This window comes from Rhizobium sp. Leaf371 (genome assembly GCF_001424045.1).
GTDB lineage: Bacteria > Pseudomonadota > Alphaproteobacteria > Rhizobiales > Rhizobiaceae > Ferranicluibacter.
This window is the reverse complement of the sequence record NZ_LMQB01000004.1, coordinates 19,304-39,543: the sequence shown is the minus strand read 5'-3', so window position 1 is coordinate 39,543 and position 20,240 is coordinate 19,304. Positions and strand designations below refer to the sequence as shown.

Here is a 20,240-nt window from a genome sequence, read left to right as displayed (position 1 = left end):
TGTTCATCTGCCTACGCGCTCCCACGCTCCGGTTTCTCCCGAACGAAGGAGGGCATCAGCGACCAGTTCCGTCAACAGCCCATCGTCGAAATTCGGCGAGGGCAGCCGTCCAGTCTTGATCGCCGTGAAGAAATCGAAGCACTCGACGATCTTGGTCTCGGAATAGCCGATGCCAAGGCCCGGGATCGGCCAGAGACCGTCTCCATAGGGATGGGCCGGACCGGTGTAGACGGTTCTGAAACCACGACTGTCGGCTGGATCATCAGCAAACATCACCTGCAGTTCGTCGCGGCGCTCGTAGTTGAAGTGGATGGAGCCCTTGGTGCCGTGGATTTCCAGCGTGATGAAGTTGTTGCGGCCATAGGCGTTGCGCGTCGCCTCGAGGCTGCCGATCGCGCCGTTTTCGAAGCGCAACATGCTGATGACTTCATCGTCCACATCCACCTCGCCGCGCTCGACATCGCCGGATGCCTTCTCGGAAGCACCCAGCTTGTCGACGCCACCCTGCTGCAAGGGTCGGGTCTTGTTGTAGGTGGTGGTGATCGCGTTGACCGTCTCGATTGGCCCGACAAGATAGTGCGCGAGATCGACCACATGGGTGGCGATGTCGCCGACCGTGCCGGACCCGGCGATCTTCTTCTGGAAACGCCAGGACAGCGGGCCATCCGGGTCGGCAGACCAATCCTGCAGATAGGTGCCGCGGAAGTTGAGAATCCGGCCGATGCGGCCCTCCTCGATGTATTTCTTGGCAAGCGCCACCGCCGGCGTGCGGCGATAGTTAAAGGCAACCATGTGGATGACGCCGGCCTTTTTGACGGCAGCAGCCATGGCGCGGGCCTCCTCGACCGTGCGAGCGAGCGGCTTTTCGCAGATGATGTGCTTGCCGGCCTCGGCGGCGGCAATCGCGATTTCGGCGTGGACATTGTTGGGCGTGCAGATATCGATTACGTCGATGTCCGGCCGCGCGACAACCGCGCGCCAGTCGCTCGATGCCTCCTCGAAGCCGTAGCGGTCGCGGGCGGTTTGCGCCATCGCATCCGTCACGTCGACAACGACCTTGCGGTGCGGGATGGCCGGTGTCGGCCAGAAGAACATCGGCATGGAAGCATAGGCCATGGCATGCGCCTTGCCCATGAAGCCGCCACCAATCATGGCGACGTTCATCACTTTGGTCATCGTCTTTCTCCGTCAATGAAGGGGCGGGCCTCGGCCCGGTCTGTTCTGAACGGCCCTACGGGCTTCAGGAGCGGGCGGCGCTAGCGCCACCCGCGGACACGTCAGTGGTGCCGGGACAGACTTACTGTCCGAGGCTAGTTTTTACGTTGGCGGTCGGCTCGGTGTTGTAGACAGCCTTCCATCCCTCGACCAGGGTTTCCTTGGTGACAGGAAGGGCCGGGAGCGCCACGAAAGCCGGGGCCTGCTTGCCGAGCAGGCCATACCCCGCCAGCATCGCCTCGGTGACACCCTGCGAATAGGGACGCTGTGCGCCAAGACCCTTGATGAAACCGCCCTGCGCCATGGAGATGGCAACGTTTTCGCCGAGATCGATGGTGGTGATGACAAGGTCGTCGCGGCCGGCAACGCGGGCCGCCGAAATCACGCCTTCCGCTGGCACGTCCCAGACGGCCCAGATGCCGTTCAGGTTGGGGTTGGAGGTCAGCATCGCGCTGGCCGCCTTGTCGGCATCACCGGAAAAGTCGGGACCGCCGATGCCCTGTTCGGCCACGATCTTGATGTCCGGATAGTCCGACGCGATCGTTGCCTTGAACGCCTCATAGCGCTGCTTAGTGACGAAGAAGTCAGCGGCGTGAAACACGAGACCGATCTCGCCCTTGCCGCCGAGCGCTTTGGCCATCAGATGGGCAGAAGCGACGCCATTGCCGTAATTGTCCGCCGAAACGGAGGATACGTATTCCTTGCCGGCAGTGAAGCCGGCCGGCACGTTGTCCATGAACACCAGCTTCACACCGGCATCCGCAGCCGCCTTGTAGGCCACGGCCGTTGCAACAGGATCGGTTGGGATCGAGACGATGATGCTGGGCTTCTGCGCCATGATAGTTTCGAGGTCCGCGACCTGTTTTTCAGGCTTGAAGCCCGCGTCGGTGACAGCGATGACCTTGATGCCCATGGCTGTGAACTGCGTCTGCAGCCCGTTGATCTGCGCCTGGCTCCAGTCATTGCCGCCGTAGTGCATGACGATCGCCGCGGTGGCGTTCATGCCCTTGATCTTTGCCAGTTCCTCGTCAGTCAACGTGACTGTGGACGCGGCTGCCGGCGCTTCGCCATTCGGTCCCTTTGACAGAACGGTTTCCTGCAGCTTGGCAAGAGCCGCATCCGGATCGGCGAAGGCCGGTGCGGCGATCGACAGGGTCAAGGCAAAGGCCGCGCTGGTTGCAAGCAGGGTTCGTCTGGTTATCATGGTTCTTCTCCTCCCAAGAAGTCGAGGCATCATTGCCTCCAGGATTTGCCGGGCCGTCAGGCCCGTTTCAGGTCACCCGGCCCTCAGGCCTGTTTCAGATAGTCCATGCTGATACGGGCGCCTTCGGCGGGATCGGACCAGACATCGAGTTCGGTGCAGACCCAGCCCTTGAACCCGGTCTCGCGCAGGGCGGTGATGATGGGACCGGTCGGCACATCGCCGCGATCGAGCGGCGTGAACGCGAAGGGTTCCTTTTGGAAACCCTTCAGGTGGACGTAGGAAATGCGCGATGCGTGATCGCGGATGAGCTGGACCGGATCGCCGCCGGCCGCAGCCAGATGCGCGGTGTCCGGGCAGAAACCGATCGATGTCAGACCGAAGATCCGATCCACCGTGTCAGGCCCTTCGACGATCGTCGACAGGTGCGGATGATAGTGCGCGCGCAAGCCTCGGGCCTCGGCGATCGCCTTGACCATGTCCAGAGCCGCGCCGAGCTTTACATAGTCCTCGTCGCGGATACCGTCGAAACGCTTGGCCCCGCCCCCGACGACCAGGTGCGGAGCGTCCAGTTCGGCGGCGCGCTCAGCGGCACGGGTAACGCGGGCAAGCTCTTCCGGCAGGATATCGTCGAAGATGAAATTGCCACCGGCATAGGCCGCCACCAGCGTCAGGCCGCTGTTGGCAAGGGCCTTGCGAAGCTCGGCGGCGCTGTGGTCGAGCAGATTTCCGTCGAACAGCTCGACGCCTTCATATCCCGCCGCGGCGATATCGTCGAAGGCGCGATCCATGTCGCCAAACGTGCGATAGCTGAGCTCCGTGATCGAGGTCACACCTTGGGCGTTGCCACCGAGCATGCCCCAGCAATTGGCGTGATACGCCAGCTTCCAATCCGACATTCTGTACTCCTCCGCTGCGAACCAAAGGCTCCCTGCCCGCTCGCATGTCCCGACACCACCGCTCTCCGACTGTGACGTTATGAGCGTTTAATTTGTAAGTCAACATTATTTGCGCATAAGTCATCATACTTTTGCATATTTTCAGCATAAGTTTGCGCTTGCCCTGCACATCTATTCGATTTATCCAATGAAAAGAGGCTATCGGCACCGAAATACGAAGCCTCAGAAGCGAACGCCGAAGGGAATACGGCAGCATGCCCATTGCCTCGACATCCCGAATACGTCGAAAAGGCCGGCCAACGACGCGTGACTCGGCCGCAGCAAGCCTTGGTGCGCTCCTCAACCTGATCCGGTCGGGCAAGGCGACGACGCGACAGGAACTGGAGCGCGAAAGCGAGTTGGGCCGCGCTGTGGTAGCCGACCGCCTGGCAACCCTTTCGGAGATCGGGCTGATCGTCGAAAGCGAACTCGGCATTGCCAGCGGCGGACGGGCGCCGCGCCTCGTCCAGTTCAGGACCGATCTTGGCTGCATTCTGGTCGCGACGCTGGATCAGTCGGCGCTGGGCGTCGGTATCGCCGATCTTTCGGGCAGGCTCTTCACGGAGCACCACGAGGCCATCGATCTCGGCGCGGATGCGGCGTCGACCTCGCAACGCATTCTCGCGCTTTTTGACTGGCTGATCGCCAAACACGCGCCGGATATGCCGGTCTGGGGCATGGCGGTTTCGGTTCCCGGCCCCGTCAGCGAGGGCGACGAGACGCCGTTCATGGAAAAGACGCCATCCTTTCTGCCGGCCTGGGAAGGTTTCCCCTTCGTGGAAACGCTTGTCGATCGATTTGGCGCGCCGGTCTGGTTGCGCTCCAGCATCGAGACCATGACCATGGGCGAGCGCTTTGCGGGTGCCGGACAAACCGCGCGCAACATGCTATTCATCAAGGTAGGAAAACGCATCGGCGCCGGGCTGATCGTCGACGGGCGGCTGTATCGTGGCGCCCAGGGCGCTTCCGGCCTGATCGGACAGATGCCGGTGCAGGCCGGTGACCGGGCCTCGACGCTCGACGCCCTTGCCGGAAGCGACATGATCGCACGCGAGGGTCGGGCGGCGGCGCAATCGGGCAAGAGCGCGTTGCTCGCCGATACGCTTCGCCGGGGTGGCGATGTCGGCGCGATCGAAGTCAGCCAGGCCGCGCAATCCGGCGATCCGACCTCGATGGAGATCCTCGGGATCAGCGGACGCATGATCGGCCATTCGGTCGCGATGCTCGCCAACATGCTCAATCCGGAGCTGATCATTCTGTCCGGCACGATGGCGCAGACCAATGATCTCCTGCTCGCCGCCGTTCGCGAAACGGTCTATGGAGAAAGCCACCCCTTGGTCACGCGCGACCTGATCATCGCGAAGTCGCAGATGGGCAGTTCCGCAGGGCTCGTTGGCGCGGCCATGGTGGTTGTGGAAAGCCTGTTTGAGCCAGGATGCCTGAAGGACTGGATCGTGCACGGCACGCCCCTCGCCCACCCCGTTTTCCTGGCGCTGCGCACGTCCTGTGCTACAAAGCGGGCCGGTATTGCCGCAGAGCAAGACCAGCAGGCAATTGCCCCCTGATGCGTAATACCGGCTTTCCAGCAACAACGAGATCCATGCAATGACCATATCCGGATTGGGGCCACATGGTGAACGCGCAGCGCCGCCCGAGCGCATCGCGTTACTTCCCGACGACATTGCCGCCGCCCGCATGGGGCGCTTCCGCGTCGCTATCGTCCTCCACACCATGGCCAGCGATTGGGCAAAACAGCAGATTGCCGGCATCATGGCGACCTTTGGCGATTGCGAAACCGCCGTGATCGAGGTTGTCGATTGCGGCTTCGCCCCGGAAGCGCAGGTTGCCGCGCTCGATCGCTTGCGCGGCGAAAAGCCGGACGCAATCATTTCCATCCCGGTCGCCAATTCCACCGTCGCCGATGCACACCGGCGCGTTTCGCAGGCGGGGATCCGGCTGCTTCTCCTCGATAACGTCCCGACAGGCCTTCTTCCCGGCTCCGATTACGTTGCGCTGGTTTCGGCCGACAATTTCGGCCTCGGCACGATCGCAGCCGCCTTTCTGGCGAAACAGCTGGCGGACGGAGCTGCCGTGGGCGTGCTTTCCTATCATGCCGAATTCTTCGCCACCAATGAGCGGGAAATCGCCTTCAACAAATGGATGCTGACCAACCGCCCGGACGTCCGGCTGCATGTACGCAAATTCGACAGCATTCAAACCGCCGGCACCGACGCTCTGGCGCTGTTAAAACGCCATAACGACATCGCGGGCTATTTCGTTGTCTGGGATACGCCTGCCATGGAAGTGGTCAAGGCGCTGGATCGGGCAGGTCACCACCTGCCGGTAACGACTGTAGATCTTGGGCGCGAGGCCGCCATCAACCTCGCTTCGGATGGGATGATCTGCGGCATCAGCGCCCAGCAGCCCTATCTGCAGGGCATCGCCGTTGCGCAGACCTGCGTGCTGGCGCTTCTGGGAAAGCAGACCCCGGACTGGGTCGCCCTTCCGGGCCTTGCCGTCTCCAGCGACAATGTTGTCGAGAGCTTCCAAAAAGTCTGGCGAAAACAGGCGCCGCGCGAGGTTCTGGTCAGCGCCAAGCTCGTCAAGGATCACTCGGCTTCATGAATACTCCCCGGAACGCATCAGCCACCCGCAAATATCGATAGGCGACGCCACCTATTGCACCTTGCGGCGATTTCAGCGCCTGTGGACGAACGAATTCCGAAAGCTAATAAGAAGCTTTTCACGCCTTGAATGGATGTGAACCTTCGGCACCTGTCGCTAGCGGAAACTATTTCCGCTTGACGGCCATTTTCAGGTTCAGTGCCTTGAGCCGCTTGCCAAGCCGGATGTAGAGCTCAACGGCTCGAAGTCTGTCTGCGTAGGAATACATAAACTACCTCCTGCTGGTGTTCCAAGTTTTCGTCGGCACCCCCGCCGGCTCAGTTCCGCTTAGAAACCAACAATAGGCTTTTCTCACGACGCAGCTTGCGGGACCGTTAATACCCGCGGCAAGCACAGCAGCCACTATCGCCACTTCGCGCAAAATTTAGGTATACCGTTTCTGAAATTTGCGTAGGTACGCCGATGCGCGCTCATCGCTTGCATCCTATGGTTCAAGCGTCGTTGGCGACGCCAAATGCAATATCCAGCATCTTCGATGGCCTGCGGCGCTGATTGCATGCCGCAGGCTGCCACTTCAAACGATCTGTTTGACAGCGACACCTCCACCACCTTGAGGGGCACGCGTTTACACAGCCCGGACGAGACATGGCAGTGCCTAATGTCGATAACAAAGTAGCCACAGCGTGAAGGAATATGTCATGCCGGATCCCAACACTGCCGCGGTCGGCGCGGGTGCGAGCGAGACCGTTCCTGACTCCGGAGACTTCCGCATCGACAATATTCTGTCGGGCGCGCGGTGGACCGGGTCCAGCCTCACCTACAGCTTCCCGTCGACGGGTTCTCTCTACGACTACTACCCCTCCGGCGGGTTCGTGTATGGCGGGGGGACGCCGCCCTGGTACTGGTACGGACAGCATGCCGCCTTCACCGAGGCGCAGAAGACGGCGGTGCGCGACACAATGTCGATGATCTCGTCCTTCACCGGGCTGACCTTCACCGAGACGACGGAGATGGTTTCCAGCCATGCGGACCTACGCTTCAGCCAGTTGAACACGGTTTACGAGAGTAGCCGTCCGCCGATCAGCGGCTTCGATCCCACCATGTTCGGCGAACCGGGCAAGGTGCCGCAGGGAAGCGAAAGGGCCGAGGCAGGCGACGCGTGGTTTTCGACGACGTCCTTCAACGGCGTCGACCCGACCGTGGGCACGGTCGGCTTCTTCAACATCATGCGCGGGGTTGCGGCCACGCTCGGCCTGGAAGCTGGAGGCAACTCTCCGGATACGAGCATCTTCTTCGGCCAGACGCTGGGCGAGGGCTTCGATTACAACGCCTATTTCATGCCCGGAAGCCGGATGCCGCAAAGCCTGATGCAACAGGATATCGCCGCCCTGCAATATCTGTACGGCGCCGATTTCTCCGTTAACAGCGGTGCGACCACCTATCGCTGGCATCCGACGACCGGCGAACAGTCGGTCGATGGTGTGGGCCAGGGGATCCCCTCCGCGAACTACATCTACCGCACCATCTGGGACGGCGGCGGCAAGGATACCTACGATCTCTCGAACTATACGACCAATCTCGAGATCGACCTCGAACCCGGCGCCTTCTCCAACTTCTACAGAGTGGAGATGTACACGCAGCTCCCGGAAACGCAGCTCGGCCTGGCCATCTACGCGCCGGGGGACATCGTCGCCTACGACTACGCGGAGGGCAACGTTGCCAATGCGCTGCTCTACAACGGCGACACCCGCTCGCTGATCGAGAACGCCGTCGGCGGTTCCGGTATCGACTGGATCAAGGGCAATATCGCGGCCAACCATCTGTCGGGCCGCGCCGGCAACGACGCCTTGCTCGGCCGTCTTGGCAACGACGTCCTTCAGGGCGGAAGCGGGGCGGACGTACTGATCGGCGACGACATCTCGTCGGGCATCGGGTTCGGTGCGGGCATGATCGTCATTCCGAAACTGAACGAGCCTTATACGTATCACATCGATTATGATCGGAACTTCTACGACCATGCCACGGACATCACCGACAATTTCTTCATCTTCGATGATCCCAATGTCGCCGACTCCGATTTCGTGCCGCATCAGACGCTGCAGCTCAGCGACCACTTCTCCCGATACTTCAGGATCGATCTGAAAGCCGGTACGACCCTGACGCTCGACATCGACGGCCATCCTTCCGGGACCTACAGCGCCATTTTCGTCCTCGATCAGGGGCGCAACATCCTCGACAGGTCGCAGTCCACTTCCCTCGATCCCGGCTCGGTCAACTACAACGATCCCTATGTCGTCTACACGGCGCCCACGACCGGCACCTACTATATCCAGTTGGTCGGCAACAATGCGCAGGATTATCGGCTGCATGTGTCCGCCGAAGGTCCGGGGTCGCAGATCGGCATGGGCAGCGGTCTTGTCACCAAGACGGCGGACCAGATCCTGCATGCGCCCAACAACGATCTCAGGGAGAGCATAAAATATGCGCTCGACCTGACGAACACTTTCAGCCTTGCGCCGAACACGGACATTGCCAGTTCGACGGTCGTGCCCCACACGACGGTCAAGGCCTCGACCGGCGAGAACGGTTACGATTTCTATCACATCCGGCTGCAGGCCGGCAGCGTGATCACGATCGACATCGACGGCACGACCCCGGCGCAGACGACGGATATCAGCCTCCGGATCTTCGATTCCACCGGCAGCCTGGGTTCCGGGCCTTACAACGACAACATGACGGGGCCGCTCGATCCGGGATCCACGAACGCGAAGGATAGTTATCTCACCTACACGGTGCCCGATACCGGCGACTACTACATCATGGTCGACAACTATTATAACCGGGCCTACGACTACACGCTGCATCTCTCGGTGCAGGAACAGGATTTCGGCGCGCCGACCGGCAGTACCGATACGGCGTCCTACGCGGATGCCACCGCAGCCGTCACGGCGAGCCTCGGCGACGCGACGATCAATCTCGGCGATGCAAAGGGCGACAAATACATCTCGATCGAGAACCTGACCGGCTCGAACTTCAATGACACGCTCTCAGGCGACAAGGCAGCCAACGTCATCAACGGCGGCAAGGGTAACGATACGGCGGTCTTCAGTAGCAAGCGTAGCGATTACACGGTCGCAACACTGGACAACGGCTCCCTGCGCATCACGGACAATCGCAGCGGCGGCCTGAGCGACGGCACCGATACGCTGATCGGCGTCGAGAAAATCAAGTTTTCGGACACGACGATCACCGCCCCTTCGGGCAACGAAGCGCCGGAAGCCATCGCGTTATCGGGCACGAAGGTGAAGGAAAAGGTGCCGCTCGGCACCACGGTCGGCACTTTCTCCGCCAGGGATCCCGAGGGCAAGGCGCTGACCTACACGTTGACCGACAATGCGGATGGCCTGTTCAAGCTCTCTGGCGCGACGCTCGTCACGGCAACAGCCATCGATTATGAAAAAGTCAGGTCCGACAACGTCACTGTTGCGGTATCCGATGGCACGAACATCGTTTCGAAGACTTTCACCATAACCGTGGAGAACATGGACGAGGCACCGACGACCCTCGCGCTGTCGGCAAGACCGGTGATGGAAAACGTGCGGATCGGCACGATGGTCGGCACCTTCTCGGCCACGGACCCCGAGGGCAAGGCGCTGACCTACACGCTGACCGACAATGCCGACGGCCTGTTCAGGCTCTCCGGCACGAAGCTCGTCACGGCGAAGTCCGTCGATTACGAAAAACTCAGGTTCGATACGGTCACCGTCGAGGTCTCCGACGGTACCAACGCAGCCATCAAAACCTTCAACATCGGCGTTCAGAACGTCAACGAAGCGCCGAATACCATCACGCTCTCCAACACCGGTGTCCGCGAGGACAAAGGCCCCGGTTCCATCATGGGCCTTTTTTCGGCGACCGATCCCGAAGGCCGGAATCTCACCTATAAGTTGCTGGACGATGCAGGCGGTCGCTTCCTTGTTTCCGAAAACCGGCTGATGGTTGGCAACACGCGCCTCGACTATGAGACGCTGAAGAAGGACGCTATCAAGGTCGAGGTATCGGACGGCATCAACACGGCGACGAGAATCTTCGTTATCAACCTGCAGGACGTCAACGAGAAGCCGCCGAACCTGAAGATTTCGAACACGACGATCAAGGAAAACAAGCCAGTCGGCACCGCCGTCGGCGCCTTTTCGGCACGGGATCCGGAAGGCAAGACACTGAACTACAAGCTTCTCGACGATGCAGGCGACCTGTTCAAGCTGTCCGGCGCAAAACTGGTGACGGCAAAGGCCATCGACTATGAAAAAGTGAAATCGGATACCGTCAAAGTCGCGGTGTCCGATGGCGTTAACACGGTGACGGAAACTTTCACCATCACCGTCGACGATGTCAACGAAGCGGCGCGAATACACATTGACAACAACAAGATCCGCGAAGGCTCCAGCGTCGGCGCCACTGTCGGCACGATCTACCGCTTCGATCCCGAAGGCGAAAACGTCAAACTCAAGCTGATCGACGATGCCGGCGGCCTGTTCAGGCTCTTCGGTGTCCGGCTCGTCACCGCCAAGGCACTGGACCACGATAAGGTGCAGAAGGATACCGTCATCATCGAAGTATCGGACGGCGTCAACAAGACGAACGCCACCTTCAATATCCGCATCCTCGACGAGAACGATAATCCTCAGATCGGCGACACCATTGTCGGCAATAGCAAGGGAGAATGGTTATTCGGCTACGACAGCGACGATATTCTGATCGGCAATGGCGGGTTCGATGAACTCACGGGCGGACTTGGCAAGGATCGCTTCGTCTTCAAGAAGGTCTCCGATATGGGCATCTCGGACGACGCCACCGATTACATCACCGATTTCATCCGCAGCCAGGGCGATGTCATCGATTTCTCGGCGATCGACGCGAACGTGAAAACCACCAGGAACGACGCCTTCACCTATATCGGATCGGAAGCCTTTTCGAAGACGCCGGGAGAACTGCGCGCGCAAACCGAGTTCAAGTCCTTCCTGTACAAGGTAAGCGGCGACGTCGATGGCGACGGCAAGGCGGATTTCCAGCTGCTGGTCCACCTCAAGGCCTTGTCCGACATGATGGCGTCGGAATTCATCCTGTAGCGGGCCGATGTCCGCCATTGCACCCGCCGCAAACCCGGCGGCGCGGACATTTTCCAACCCACCCGCGCCCGACACCCGGACGCCGGAATTTCGAAATTCGAGTCGGTGCGCGAAGTGAGCGCTCACGACGAGGGGACGCGCCGTTATGTCGACCATCGCAGCCAGTGCCTTTCTCGCCTTTTCGATTGCCCTTCCCTTCGGGCCGGTTTCCCTGATGTGCGTCCAGCGCAGTCTCGCGAGCGGGGCGGCTCGCGGACTGGCGTGCGGCGCGGGGGCATCCACGGCGCATGGACTGTTCGCAATCCTGGCCGTTGTGGGGGCCAACGCCGTCGCGGCCTCTCTTTCCGGCTGGCAACCGCTCGTCCATCTGGCCTCGAGCATGCTTCTGATCCTGATCGGACTGAAAATGATCGTCAGGACGGCCAGAACGCCCTACCTGCTGGTGGCAAATGCCAGCCGTTTAGCCGATTTTCTGTCCGGCCTGGTTCTGGCGCTGACCAATCCGGCAACCGTGCTGCCCTATATGGCGCTTGCCGGCTCCGGCGCGTTTATCGACCGGTCGGGCCTGTTGACGCTGGCCGCGACCGTTGCCGGCGTGCTTCTCGGAAGTGCGGCCTGCTATGCAACGTTGAGCGGCTCGGTCTGGGTTTTTCGGAACCGCCTGCCGCATGGCCTGCTATCGAGGCTCAATCTTCTGGCCGGTCCGGGGCTGATCGTCATGGGGCTGCACATGGCGCTTTCGCGCTAGGTTCGACGATCCGCCATTGGCGGCAAACTGGCTGCGTTTCGGCTCTCCGGGCCGCGACGTTCTGGAAAATCCGCGCTATGCTTCCAGATGAGAATTGTATCCACACAGTGTCACGCCTCACCGGTCTTACATCAAAGCCCATGTCATGAAGAGCGAAATGCTGCTGCACGCCGATCGACGAACCATCCCTCCCGACCATCCGCACGGGGCACACGCCTGATGCTGCTCGAACGGGAGGACGCAACCCAAACCCTGTTGACGACGCTGAGGGACGCGTCGGCCGGACGCGGCAGGGTCGTGGTGATCGAGGGAGAGCCCGGCATCGGCAAGACGGCGCTTTTGCAATCCTTTGATGCGCTGGTCGGCGACACGCACAGCGTCCACTGGGGATGGAACGACCCGCTCGCCACGCCGCGCCCGCTCGGCGCGCTGCAGGATATGACGGCCATTACCGATACGGACGTGGGCGAGATGCTTCGCCGCGGCGCCTCCCCCGAAGCAATCTTCTCTTCCGTGCTGAATGCGCTTGTGCGTGCGCCGCAGTCGATCGTCCTCATCTTCGAGGATCTGCATTGGGCGGATACCGCCACGCTCGACCTCATCCGTTTTCTCGGCCGGCGGATTTCGCTGCTGAAGGCGATGATCGTGCTGACGATACGCCGTACCGATGTCGATCGGAATCATCCCGCCATCCATCTGCTCGGCGATCTTCCCTCCGTCACCCGCATTGCCATGGAGCCGCTGTCGCGCGAGGCCGTCGAGGCGCTGGCCGGCGAAGGCCAGGACGGTCATTCCGTCTTCATGACGACCGGCGGCAATCCCTTTTTCGTCATGGAGCTTCTGGCCGACGGCAACCGGGGGGAAGGTCACCTTCCCGTTTCGGTCCGCGATGCGGTCTGGGCGCGGTGGTCACGTCTGCCGCCAGCCATGCGCGAATTCCTCGATATCGTCAGCATCCTGCCCGGCGGCGCATCCGCCGCAATGGTCCCCGCCCTGACGGGCGAGGATGCCGAGGAGCTTGCGCTGCAGTGCGTCGAACGCGGTCTCTTGCGCTGGGACGAGATGGGGACGCTGGTGTTCCGTCACGAACTGGCAAGGCAAGCGACGCTGGAGCGGCTTTCCCCGGCGAGCCAGCGGGCGCTCCATGCCCGAATGGAGGATATCTTCGCGGCCATGCCCGCTTCCGACAGCGATCCAAGCATTCTTGCGCAGCGCCTGCACCATATAACCCTTTCGGGCAATATTGCAGGCGTGCTGGATCTCGCCCCGAAGGCCGCAGCCCAGGCCGCGTTGCTCGGCGCACATCTCCAGGCGGCCACGCATCTGACGACGGCGCTCGCCCATGTCGCGCTCGCCCCGCCCCCCATCGCCGCCCAGATCTATGAGGACTGGGCGCACGAGACTTTCCTTGCCGGCAGCGTATCATCCGAGGAGACCATGCGCGCCTATACCTTCGCCATCTCGCTCTGGCGCTCGCAGGGGCAGATCGAAAAGGTGGGGCTCAATCTGTGCCGCCTTGCCCGGTTGCACTGGCGGCGAGGAGAGACCGATCTGGCTGTGTCCTATACGGAACAGGCCGTTCGCGAGCTGGAGGGGCGACCCCCGAGCAACGATCTGGCGCTCGCCTATTCCACGCGTTCGCAGCTGCTGATGCTACAGGACAGGTTCGATGAGGCCATCGTCTGGGGCCGGCGCGCGATGGAACTTTCCGACAAGCTCGGCCAGGTGGAGACCCGCATTCACGCCCTCAACAATGTCGGCACCTCGCTCGCATTCGCCGGACAAGTCGGAGGTGACGCGCTGCTGGAGGAGAGTCTCGCGCTGGCGCTCGAATACGGTTTTCACGACCACGCTTCCCGCGCCTACACCAATCTTTCCGAATGCTGCATGCTGTTTCGGGATTTTTCCCGAGCCGACCGGTTGATGACGGAGGGGATAGCCTTCTGCGTGCAGCATGATCTCGATGCCGCGGCGCATTACCTGCTTGGCCATCATGCCCAGTTGCGCATGGAGCAGGGTCGTCTGCAGGAAGCGCTGATGATCGCCGAGGGTGTCATGTCGAAGGAGGGCTATCCCCGCGTGATGCTGCTGCCCGCGCTCTCCGTTCTGGCGCGCGTGAAGATGCGGCTCGGCCTGCCGGACGGTTTCGATCTGCTCGCCAATGCGCTGGAGGCGGGCCAGACCACAGGCGAACCGCAACGCATCATTCCCGTCCGCCTTGCACTGACGGAGGCGGCGTGGTTGCGCGGCGCACCCGACGAGGCGAAAGACCATGTCAATGCGCTTCTGGCGATGAGCGTGAAGCAGTTCTCATCCTGGGATCTCGGAGAATTGCACGTCTGGCGTACCCGTCTGTCCCTGCCCATCTCTAAAGGCGGGATGGAAGCAGATCTGCCTGCACCGCGCGCGGCCGAACTCGCCGGCGATTTCGACCGGGCGGCCGAGCTGTGGTTTGCGCTCGAGCAGCCCTACGAAGGTGCGCTTTCGCTCATGCAGGTTACAGGTGAAGCGGCCGCCGCCGCGCTGTCCCGCGCTGTCACGATCCTTGACGGCATCGAAGCGCGGCTTGCCGCAGGCTTCGCGCGCACCCTTGCCGAGCGCATGGGGGTGGGCAGCCGCCTGCCAAGACGCCGTCGAGGTTCTTATGCGGCGGCGCGCCTGCATCCCCTCGGCCTCACCTCATCGGAGCAGAAGGTGCTCGCTCTTCTCGTGCAGGGGCTTGGAAACAAGGAGATCGCTCGCGCACTCTCCCGCTCCCAGCGCACCATCGAACATCAGGTTTCATCTGTTCTCGGCAAGTTCAATGCCGGAAACCGAATGGAGGTTCTTTTGCGTGTGCAAAGTGAGCCTTGGCTAGTGGAACGCGGGGGATAGACCGCAAGATCCCAAGGCCGTTTGCAGATTGATCCGGTAATGTATCAGCAACTGTGTTTCGGCGTGGAATGTTGGACGCCAGTAAGGGGGTCAACATTCGGCTCTGACGCATATATGGAACGGCCCGGGTAGCAAGGCATTTGTTGCATAAGTCCCCATTGGACGGTGCAGTGATATGACCGCACCGTCCCGAGGTCATTTGCGCTGAAAACGCTTGGCAACCGGGCCGTTCCACATATGAGTCAGAGCCAACATTCAGCGCCGATTGACACCCCTCACCTCCTCATCGGATCGCGTTTCCGAGGCTGGGCGCTTCCGGGATAGTACGAACATGATCAAGGTTGCCAGTTTGGGCGATGTGAGGGGTCAAGGCGGCGATCCGTGAAAAAGGCGGCACTGATGAAGGCGAGATGCGTCAGCGCCTGCGGAAAGTTGCCGAGCTGCCGTCCACGCACATCCTGCTCTTCGGCGAAAAGGCCGAGCGCGTTGGCGTAGCGCATGCCCTTGGCAAGCGTCAATTGCGCCTCATCGACCCGTCCGGCGCGGGCCAGACACTCGGCGTACCAGAAGGTGCATGTGGTAAATGCGCCCTCCTCACCCTCCAGACCGTCTTTCGTGCGGTAGCGATAGACCAGGCCATCGTCGCAAAGCTGATCACGGATGGCATCGAGCGTCTTGAGCCAGACCGGATCCGTTGACGAGACGAAGCGCATGAGCGCCATCATGAGAAGAGCCGCATCAAGCTCCGTGCCGCCACGCTCCTGAACAAAATAGCCGTGTTCAGGATGGCGAAAGTTCTCCCAGACATCTGCATTGATAGCGTCGCGACACTCTGCCCAGCGCACGATGGGGGCCGGTAGCGAACGTTTCTTCGCAAGCCGGATCGCTCGATCGAGCGCCACCCAGCACATGACGCGCGAATGCAAGAAGTGGCGCGGCTCCGAGCGCATCTCCCAGATACCTGCATCCGGCTTCTGCCAATGTTCGATGACATATTCGACGAGGTTTCGAACATGCTGCCAGCCGTTGTGGCTGATCGCTTCGCCGTACTTGTTGGAGAGATAGACGCTGTCCATCAGTTCGCCGAAGATGTCGAGCTGGGTCTGTACGTTCGCGCCGTTGCCGATCCGCACAGGTCGGCTGTCGGCATAGCCGGACAGATGCGTCAGCTCCTCCTCGTCGCTCGCGTCCGACCCGTCGATCGCATACATGATGCGGAGCGGATGATTGGCATCCGATGCCATGACGCGCTGGCCCGCCCACCGGCCGAAGTGCTTCGCCTCCTCCAGAAAGCCAAGCCGCATGAAGGCGTAGACGGTGAACGAGGCATCGCGGATCCACGTCGCGCGATAGTCCCAGTTCCGGCCGGCTCCGATGGCTTCGGGAAGCGAGAATGTCGCGGCCGCAGCGATCGAACCATGTTGGCGCGAGGTCAGGAGCTTCAGCGCAAGTGCCGAGCGCAGAACCTGTTCTCGCCATCGGCCCCGATAGGTGGCCTTGCCCGACCACCGTCGCCAAGCCGCCGTGGTTTCCGCGACTTCGGCGGACACCATTGCGTCTTCGGAGATGACAAGATCGTCGCCGCCGAGCATAAACCAGACCGATTCACCGGCCGAAAGCACAAACGCGGCATCGGAAGCGCCTGCCGCGCAGGTGAGAGGTACCGACGCGAAAAGCCGCATCGTCAGGTCCTTCCCCGTAAACTCGACTCCACCATCAATCGCGGCTGCGTCAGGTATTACGCGCGCGTAATCGAAGCGGGGTGCGCACCGGACCTTGAAGGCGATTGTGCCCCGTGTCACGGAGATCTGGCGAAGGATACAGCGGGCGGTGTTGCCATGATGAACACGAGCATCCGGATGGGGCATGAGGTCCATGACCTCAGCGCTCCCGTCATCCGCCATCCACCGGGTGATTAGAACGTTCGTCTCCGGCACATAGAGCTGAAGACTGCGTGGGGCATCAAGCTGCGGCGCGATCGTGAAAGCACCCCCCTTCTCCTCGTCGAGAAGCTCGGCAAAGATGGTCGGGCTGTCGAGGACGGGCCAGCAGAGATAATCAAGCGTTCCGTCCTGCGCGACCAGAGCGGCTGTCTCCATGTCGCCGACGATGCCATGCTGGCTGATGGCCCGGTTCGGCTTAACCATTATCGCGGAACTCCGGATAGAGGGACATGCCGCCGTCGACGAAGAGCGTAGTGCCCGTGACGTAATCGGCTTCATCGGATGCAAGCCACACAGCCGCACGGGAAACGTCGTCGGGCTCGCCGATGCGGCCGTAGGGTATCAGCCGGAGAAGCTTCGTCAGTGCTTCATCGGTCTCCCAGGCGTCCTTGTTGATGGGCGTGCGGATGGCGCCAGGCGCGATCGCGTTGACACGAATGCCATCGGCAGCCACTTCCTGCGCCAGAGATCGCGTCAGCATGCGAACGCCGCCCTTGGCCGCCGCGTAGTTGACGTGGCCGGCCCAGGGGATGATCTCATGCACGGAGCTCATGGCGATGATACTGCCGGCGCTGCGGGCCGGACGGCCATCCTTGGTCTGTGACCTGAAGCGACGCACCGCCTCACGAGCGCAAAGAAACTGGCCCGTGAGGTTGATGTCGATGACAGTGTTCCAATCCTCAAGTGAAAGATCTGCGATAGCCGCATCCTTCTGGACACCAGAGTTTGCAACAAGCACATCCACGCGCCCGAAGGCGTCGACCGTCTCGTCGAAGAGCCTGACGACATCGTCTTCCTTCGATACATCGGCCCTCACCGCGAGGCCCCGACCACCAATGCTCCTGATCCTGGAAACCAGTTCTTCGGCCGGCTGCCGATGAGAGCGGTAGTTGACGATGACAGCTGCACCGGCGTCCGCCATCGCCTCGGCGACTGCAATCCCGATCCCAGAGCTGGCGCCGGTGACGATGGCGACATGGTTGCCAAGCTTCTGATGGTTCGATGTCATACCATTCCCTTTTCGAACTTGGCCTGATCGGTATCGGTTGTCTGTGCCGGATGTGCTGAGAAGCCGACGTTCAGCGCCAGGTTTAAGTAGGGCTTGACCCTTTGTAAGGAAGGACGCCAAGAACCCGTTCCCGTAGAAGAAGCGTCGCGGGAATGGAGCAAACCGGTGCCTGTTCAGGAAAGCTCACTCAATTCGGTCTAGCCCGCTGGCCGACAGAGGGTACTGCCAAAGTCTTGAGAAGGTTCGCCTTGATAAGAATCGAACCGCTGGACCTTGAACTAATCCAGCTAAGCCCCTGGTTTAAGTCAAACTATCCGACATAAGCATCTAGTGATGGCATCCAGTCTGCAACGGTTTCCCCACCAGACGCGGCAGGCATACTAAAACATCTGAACGCTTGGCTCATCGAAGGCTGCTGCCGGGTGAGGCTCCCCGCAACCATTTCGGTAGTTGCCGGAAGCCAGTGGTGTTTCACTTCGTGATCTTGCGATCAAGGAAGCTTCGAATGAGCGGCGCCATCTCATCCAGCTTGTCTTCGAGTGCAAAATGTCCCGTGTCGATGAGATGGAATTCTGCCTCGGGAAGATCGCGCAGATAGGGATGTGCGCCTTCTTCCGGGAAGATCTGGTCGTTTTTGCCCCAGACGACCAGCGTCGGCGGCTTGCGGTCGCGGAAGAAGGCCTGGATCTGCGGGTAAAGAGACAGGTTGGTACGGTAGTCGTAGAACAGGTCGAGCTGGATATCCTTGTTGCCAGGCCGATCGAGCAAAGCCTGATCATGAACCCAGTTATCGGGGCTGATGCGGGACAGGTCATTGACGCCATCGGTATACTGGAACTTAGTGGTCTCCGGCGCGACGAGAACGGAGAGCGCTTCCCTGTCCTCCTTCGCGCCCGACGTCCAGTAGGCGCGGATCGGATTCCAGAAATCGCGGATGCCTTCGTCATAGGCGTTGCCATTCTGGACGATCAGGCCGGTGACGCGGTCCGGGTGCTTGAGCGCCAGCCGGTAGCCGACAGGTGCGCCATAATCCATGACATACATCGAATATTTGGCAGCGCCGAGCTTGCTCAGCAGTATATCGACGACATCGGCATAGTGGCCGAAGGAATATTCGAATTTTGTGTGCTCGGGCGCATCGCTCTGGCCGAAGCCCGGATAGTCGGGAGCGATGACGCGGTAGCGGTCTGCGAGTAGCGGGATCAAGTTGCGAAACATGTGCGACGATGTTGGAAAGCCGTGGAGCAGCACGACGACGGGGCCATCGACCGGGCCGGCTTCGCGATAGAAAACGTTGACGCCGTCTATCTTCATGGAGCGATAATGGGTCGTTGCAGGCGTTTGCTGCGTGATCGCAGCTGTTTCGGCGAAGGCTATCGTGGCTGAAGCGGAAGCAAAGATGCTGGCGGATGCGAGAAGCAGTGCGGCGAGAGTCCGAGACATTGTGGTTCTCCTCAGTAGTGATTGCGGGCAGCTTGTTGCCTGGAACCACTATCGCTCTTTCCGCCTGGAGGGAGAATGCTCGTACTCGACAAGGGATTATTTCATCAGATGATATGAATGCGACAGAATGAGCATGCCAAAAACAAACTGATCGCCGACTATTTCACCCTGGAAAGCCAAACATCAATTCAAAAGCCGGTTCTCGCGCAGTCTGGATGCAGCCATATCGACGAAGGCACGGACCTTTGCTGGGGCATGCCGTCCTTCAGGATGGAGTATATGAATTGGTAAAGCGGGTTCCTCGAACTCGCTGAGAACGATCTGCAAGTCGCCAGCGATGAGGGCTGGGCCGATCTGGTAATTGAGAACCCTGGTCAGGCCCCATCCCTCACGAGCGGACTGTATCGCTGCTTCGTTGGTGTTGCATTGCAGGGCCGCATCCACGGATACGCGCAGATCGTTGCCGAATTTCCACTCAGGTGAGGCCCATGCCGCTGTCGATGCAGCGATGCGGTGGTCTTTGAGATCGTCTGGTGATTTCGGAACGCCGTAGCGCTCGAAATACTTTGCCGAACCGCACATCACGCGACGGACCGTACCGACTTTCACAGCAGAGAGATTTGAATCCGGGAGATGGCCAATACGCACAGCGACATCGATCCCTTCCTCCACGATGTTTACCGGTCGATCGATGAAGAGGGTCTTGGCTTTCATGGTCGCGTATGTGTCGAGATAGCTCGTCACGATCGGGAGGACGTACATTTGGCCGAACAGCGCTGACGCGGTTATCGACAGAGTTCCCGTCGGCGTAGCATAGGAGCCGCCGGCGGCCGCCTCCGCTTCAGCGATATCGGCCAAAATCCGGCGGCAGTCTTCGAAATAGCGAACGCCCGCTTCGGTCATCTTAACCGAGCGGGTTGTTCGCACAAGGAGTCGCGCGCCAATCAGGTCTTCGAGCGAAGCAACCGCTCTCGTGACGGCCGGGGCGCTCATGAACATCTGGCGAGCGGTGTCTGCGAAGCTCTCGGTTTCAGCGACCTTTACAAAGATCCTCATTGCTTGCCACCGGTCCATCCGCGTCCCCAATCACCTTTGTTTCCAGCATCTTAAGTGCT

Annotated in this window: 12 protein-coding genes; 5 read left to right on the top strand and 7 right to left on the bottom strand. The window is 60.8% G+C overall.

Annotation, left to right across the window (positions count from 1 at the left end; translation table 11 throughout):
- Positions 1-3 precede the first annotated feature (3 nt).
- From ASG39_RS06775 to ASG39_RS06765, 3 genes are all read right to left on the bottom strand, one after another.
- Positions 4-1,176, bottom strand: coding sequence for a Gfo/Idh/MocA family oxidoreductase (locus tag ASG39_RS06775; RefSeq protein WP_062594256.1), 1,173 nt, complete (start codon positions 1,174-1,176; stop codon positions 4-6).
- 121 nt (positions 1,177-1,297) lie between these two features.
- Positions 1,298-2,419 (bottom strand): substrate-binding domain-containing protein, encoded by a 1,122-nt coding sequence (locus tag ASG39_RS06770; protein WP_062594254.1) that lies wholly within the window; start codon positions 2,417-2,419, stop codon positions 1,298-1,300.
- Between the two features lie 83 nt (positions 2,420-2,502).
- Complete coding sequence (locus ASG39_RS06765) at positions 2,503-3,315, bottom strand: sugar phosphate isomerase/epimerase family protein (RefSeq protein WP_062594252.1); 813 nt, start codon at positions 3,313-3,315, stop codon at positions 2,503-2,505.
- A gap of 254 nt (positions 3,316-3,569) precedes the next feature.
- On the opposite strand from ASG39_RS06765, the gene ASG39_RS06760 reads away from it, so the two are divergent.
- The 5 genes from ASG39_RS06760 to ASG39_RS06740 all read left to right on the top strand — a co-directional run bounded on the left by ASG39_RS06760 (position 3,570) and on the right by ASG39_RS06740 (position 14,730).
- On the top strand, positions 3,570-4,919 hold the full coding sequence (locus tag ASG39_RS06760) for an ROK family protein (protein WP_062594250.1): 1,350 nt from the start codon (positions 3,570-3,572) through the stop codon (positions 4,917-4,919).
- A gap of 40 nt (positions 4,920-4,959) precedes the next feature.
- Complete coding sequence (locus ASG39_RS06755; protein WP_062594248.1) at positions 4,960-5,979, top strand: substrate-binding domain-containing protein; 1,020 nt, start codon at positions 4,960-4,962, stop codon at positions 5,977-5,979.
- A 698-nt stretch (positions 5,980-6,677) separates the two neighbouring features.
- Complete coding sequence (locus tag ASG39_RS06750; protein WP_062594246.1) at positions 6,678-11,108, top strand: pre-peptidase C-terminal domain-containing protein; 4,431 nt, start codon at positions 6,678-6,680, stop codon at positions 11,106-11,108.
- 145 nt (positions 11,109-11,253) lie between these two features.
- On the top strand, positions 11,254-11,856 hold the full coding sequence (locus tag ASG39_RS06745; protein WP_062594244.1) for a LysE family transporter: 603 nt from the start codon (positions 11,254-11,256) through the stop codon (positions 11,854-11,856).
- Positions 11,857-12,075: 219 nt separating this feature from the next.
- On the top strand, positions 12,076-14,730 hold the full coding sequence (locus ASG39_RS06740) for a LuxR family transcriptional regulator (RefSeq protein ID WP_062594241.1): 2,655 nt from the start codon (positions 12,076-12,078) through the stop codon (positions 14,728-14,730).
- Between the two features lie 335 nt (positions 14,731-15,065).
- Here ASG39_RS06740 and ASG39_RS06735 read toward each other — a convergent pair whose 3' ends face one another.
- From ASG39_RS06735 to ASG39_RS06720, 4 genes are all read right to left on the bottom strand, one after another.
- Positions 15,066-16,952: a glycoside hydrolase family 15 protein gene (locus ASG39_RS06735; RefSeq protein ID WP_200943860.1), complete on the bottom strand. Its 1,887-nt coding sequence runs from the start codon at positions 16,950-16,952 to the stop codon at positions 15,066-15,068.
- Positions 16,870-17,682, bottom strand: a complete 813-nt coding sequence (locus tag ASG39_RS06730) for an SDR family oxidoreductase (RefSeq protein ID WP_062594238.1) — start codon at positions 17,680-17,682, stop codon at positions 16,870-16,872. Before ASG39_RS06730 ends, ASG39_RS06735 begins: the two co-directional genes overlap by 83 nt.
- Positions 17,683-18,153: 471 nt before the next feature.
- The gene (locus ASG39_RS06725; protein ID WP_062594236.1) at positions 18,154-19,125 is read right to left on the bottom strand and encodes an alpha/beta hydrolase; all 972 of its coding nucleotides are present in this window, start codon (positions 19,123-19,125) and stop codon (positions 18,154-18,156) included.
- A 183-nt stretch (positions 19,126-19,308) separates the two neighbouring features.
- Complete coding sequence (locus ASG39_RS06720; RefSeq protein WP_062594233.1) at positions 19,309-20,199, bottom strand: LysR family transcriptional regulator; 891 nt, start codon at positions 20,197-20,199, stop codon at positions 19,309-19,311.
- Positions 20,200-20,240 lie beyond the last annotated feature (41 nt).